The 3,083-nt window shown below is 42.5% G+C and carries 8 protein-coding genes; all 8 read right to left on the bottom strand.

Annotation, left to right across the window (positions count from 1 at the left end):
- Positions 1 to 289: hypothetical protein (locus PGX44_RS13810; protein WP_498855827.1), on the bottom strand; the 289-nt coding region annotated here is incomplete at its 3' end.
- A 1-nt stretch (position 290) separates the two neighbouring features.
- Positions 291 to 770 (bottom strand): hypothetical protein, encoded by a 480-nt coding sequence (locus PGX44_RS13805; RefSeq protein ID WP_498855826.1) that lies wholly within the window; start codon positions 768 to 770, stop codon positions 291 to 293.
- Between the two features lie 6 nt (positions 771 to 776).
- Entirely contained in the window at positions 777 to 1,112 is a 336-nt protein-coding gene (locus PGX44_RS13800; protein WP_498855825.1) for a hypothetical protein, read from the bottom strand.
- A gap of 79 nt (positions 1,113 to 1,191) precedes the next feature.
- Positions 1,192 to 1,662 carry a YopX family protein gene (locus PGX44_RS13795; RefSeq protein ID WP_498855824.1) on the bottom strand — a complete coding sequence of 157 codons (471 nt, stop codon included), beginning with the start codon at positions 1,660 to 1,662 and terminating at the stop codon, positions 1,192 to 1,194.
- A gap of 14 nt (positions 1,663 to 1,676) precedes the next feature.
- A complete protein-coding gene (locus PGX44_RS13790) occupies positions 1,677 to 1,973 on the bottom strand; it encodes a hypothetical protein (protein ID WP_498855823.1) in 297 nt (98 codons plus the stop codon).
- A 145-nt stretch (positions 1,974 to 2,118) separates the two neighbouring features.
- Entirely contained in the window at positions 2,119 to 2,358 is a 240-nt protein-coding gene (locus PGX44_RS13785) for a Lar family restriction alleviation protein (protein ID WP_498855822.1), read from the bottom strand.
- Positions 2,359 to 2,534: 176 nt separating this feature from the next.
- The gene (locus PGX44_RS13780; protein WP_498855821.1) at positions 2,535 to 2,810 is read right to left on the bottom strand and encodes a hypothetical protein; all 276 of its coding nucleotides are present in this window, start codon (positions 2,808 to 2,810) and stop codon (positions 2,535 to 2,537) included.
- Between the two features lie 90 nt (positions 2,811 to 2,900).
- Positions 2,901 to 3,083, bottom strand: a 183-nt coding sequence (locus tag PGX44_RS13775; protein WP_498855820.1) for a hypothetical protein, incomplete at its 5' end; no start/stop codon positions are given.

The raw sequence follows: 3,083 nt of genomic DNA, 5'->3' as shown, positions 1-3,083 counted from the left end.
AATCGTAGTCATCGGCCAGGTGGCTGATGTCTTCCAACGCCTTCACGACGTCGTCAACTTCCAGATTCCCCAGGACGTCGCTTGTAACGGGTGTGTCATACGTGATTTCCCAGTAGTTCTGGCGATTCCGGAGTACGGCAAGCTCATACAGGCCTTGCGGTCCGCCGTAGCTGTGAGGGCCGCGGATGACGCTGGCCCCGTATCCGTTTTTAAAGTGGAACTGGTAATATTCCGTCCCGTTGAGGTGGTCTTCCCATTCGTTCCACGGCGTAAATTTACCGAATTTCATGTCATTCGTCACCTCGATTCGGCTTTTTCGGTTTAAGTGTTGGGATGTAGTTCAGTACCACTTTTATAGCGATGCTGACAAACATGATAGCTGTTGCATTTACATGTTTGTCGGGGCTCCAGTTGGTCCAGCTTCTGCTATATCGGCTGACGCCTTCATCAATTAACTGCTCCAAATCGTCGGTGTCGAAAGAATTTTCTAGGTCAAACGCACCCGCATCGTCAACTTGATTCCGGATACATTCGTTTAAGATTTGTCTTGAGGATACTTCGAAATTCAGTTCACGGATTAAATCGATGAACATAATTTTGTCCTGCAAAATGTAGTCAGGATTTGTGCCTGCTGTGTATCCCTGAAAAGCCTCCCGGATTTGCCTTTTGAATTCTTCTAAAAATTTTTCGTCGTTAAGATAAGCTGTATCGTATGGAAAAATTGAAACAGCCACGCCTCGAGGAAATTGTAAAATGTACCTTTCTGTCATCTTCTTCTACCTTTCTCCGCGGTTCCCGCGGTAAATATCAACTGGGCCGAACTGTTTTTCATAAGCCGTCAGGGCCGGGTAATCAATCCCACATTCAACGTGCAGGCATTTCATGAATTCCCAGATAGGGACCTGGCTCTTTAGGACGGCGTCGATGTTGTCGTGGATATACCGTTGTAGATTCTGCAAGCGTTTCGCGCCCCATTTGAAATCATGCCGGAGTGAGTGCAGCGTCACGATGACCGAGGCGGCCACGTGGTCCGTCACATACTTCCGCAAGCGCCAATCCTTCGTCCTGCCTGTAATAAGACGTTCCAGGCGCTGGGCGTCGCTGCCTGCCAATTACACATCGGGCATGGGCTGAATTTTAAAGGTTTGTCATAGTGTCGGCAATTCTCACAATCTTTTGGCAATTCATCCATTATTTATCATCCTCATGCTCCTTCAGCAAATCAGGATTCTCATACCGATTCCCGACGACCTCGAAAACGACATAATCAGACCAACTGCCCATGTGATTATATTCCCCTAATGAATTTGGCATGTCTGGATCAACATAGTGCATTACAAAACTACCATCTTCATATGTGACTACAACTTTAAAAGGTTTATGATCACTATTTTTATATGTATTTATGCCCTTTAATATGTCCCCTTCGTATATTTCCTTTCCGTGACTGTCTTTTAATCCAGTATACTGCATCAAAATTGCGGTATCGCATCCATCATCCCAGCCAAAATGCGCCCTCTCATCTATTACTTTCCCAGTGCGTGGGTCTTTATATCTATAAAAAACTTGTGGGTATGTATAATCGCTATGAAAATTAATTTGACTTACTTTTGTCATTACCTTTACTGTCCTGTCCCATACCCTGAATTTTATATTAAGCATTATCTTGTCCTCCCCTACCACTGAATAATAATCTTGCTTGTATTAGACGCCATCTTATATCCTGATTCCTCCACCGTGGCGCATATTTCAGCGTCCACAGCGTCTATCCCTGTCTTATCTAATACAGCATACCTAAGTCCCATTAGGCAGGCTGTATTGATCGATTTACGTATATTATTCATGCTTACGTCCAGCATATTTTTATCTCCTTGTGTCATGTGATCTAGTGATTCCTTTCTTGATGTGCTGGCAGATGGGATGCTCTGATTTTTTCCTCCTATCACTTTTACCCATTCTTTGATGTCATCCATTATTTATCATCCTCCAGCGCCTTATTCCAACACTCTCTACATTCCGTAGCATAATCACGATCCATACATGGGATTTCCGGAAGACCATATTCACTAGGGCAGCCATCCATAAATTCATCCCACACGTCCGGGCATTTATGTCTGACTAATTGCAGCTGCTCTTTGATTGATAATTTCTGCATACTATCCCATCCTTTATACGTGTATTCCATTCATTTACAACTTTTTCTTTTTCCTCTCCAAATACCGATGCGCTACATTCTGTACATCCAATAATGGTGGTGTCCTTATCTGGATATTCAATAAAAGCCTTATGACCACAAAACGGGCATGGAAGCAAGATTATTTCTTCATTTTCTTTTTCTTCTTTATTTACAAGTTTCATATCCACGGCCCCTTTTCGTATCTTTCACAATTAATCGGCTCGCTCTGGATTGGTGAGTCATCAGCCGTCCTTTTGCTGTCTTTTTTCCACATCTCAGCTGCCGCTACGGATACTCCACATATACGGTATTTACGGCAGTCTTTACGATTACAAAAGGTGTAATTTAGATAGTGCATTTAATCACCTTCTTTGCTGATTGGGATAGAGTTCCATTCTTTCAATCCATCTATAGGCGGCATTGTAAATGGCTCATATTGTTCACCCAATGCACAATATAATATACCCTTAATCTTTTCTACGTCTGATTTTTCATAATATCCTAAATCGGTTACTATATCTGTATGCGTCATTGAATCATACCCAGTAACAGCAAAAAGTCTTGTTTCAAATACATTTATGCTAATAATTTTATCGCTGTTAATCAGACTTCCGTCTTGCGCCTTTATCCACATATCATTCACCGTCCTTTGGTAGCGGGGCTATGGGTGCCAGTAATACTGTTAAATCAACCTTTACAAAATAAATCATTTCTCTACCCCCCACTATTCGCTGTCAATTAATCCCCACGGATCATCATTTGGCTGCTCTTTTCTGTCAAACGGTCGACCTGCCCTGATCCATAATATATTTTGGGCTTGATAAGCATCTGACGTAGGACTACATTTTCCCTTTTTGGTGATCCTCTTTTGCTTGGCTAATTCCTTTAATTCCGAGTCTGTCATATT

This window comes from Caecibacter sp. AF58-12pH5A (assembly GCF_027681725.1).
Lineage (GTDB): Bacteria > Bacillota > Negativicutes > Veillonellales > Megasphaeraceae > Megasphaera > Megasphaera hominis.
The sequence above is the reverse complement of the archived record's forward strand: the minus strand, read 5'-3'. Positions and strand labels throughout refer to the sequence as shown.

What these genes read in the sequence shown, in the direction of transcription:
- PGX44_RS13780 (WP_498855821.1), bottom strand. Translation starts at nt 2,810, where the DNA reads ATGTGGATAAAGGCGCAAGACGGAAGTCTGATTAACAGCGATAAAATT.
- PGX44_RS13805 (WP_498855826.1), bottom strand. Translation starts at nt 770, where the DNA reads ATGACAGAAAGGTACATTTTACAATTTCCTCGAGGCGTGGCTGTTTCA.
- PGX44_RS13790 (WP_498855823.1), bottom strand. Translation starts at nt 1,973, where the DNA reads ATGGATGACATCAAAGAATGGGTAAAAGTGATAGGAGGAAAAAATCAG.
- PGX44_RS13785 (WP_498855822.1), bottom strand. Translation starts at nt 2,358, where the DNA reads ATGAAACTTGTAAATAAAGAAGAAAAAGAAAATGAAGAAATAATCTTG.
- PGX44_RS13795 (WP_498855824.1), bottom strand. Translation starts at nt 1,662, where the DNA reads ATGCTTAATATAAAATTCAGGGTATGGGACAGGACAGTAAAGGTAATG.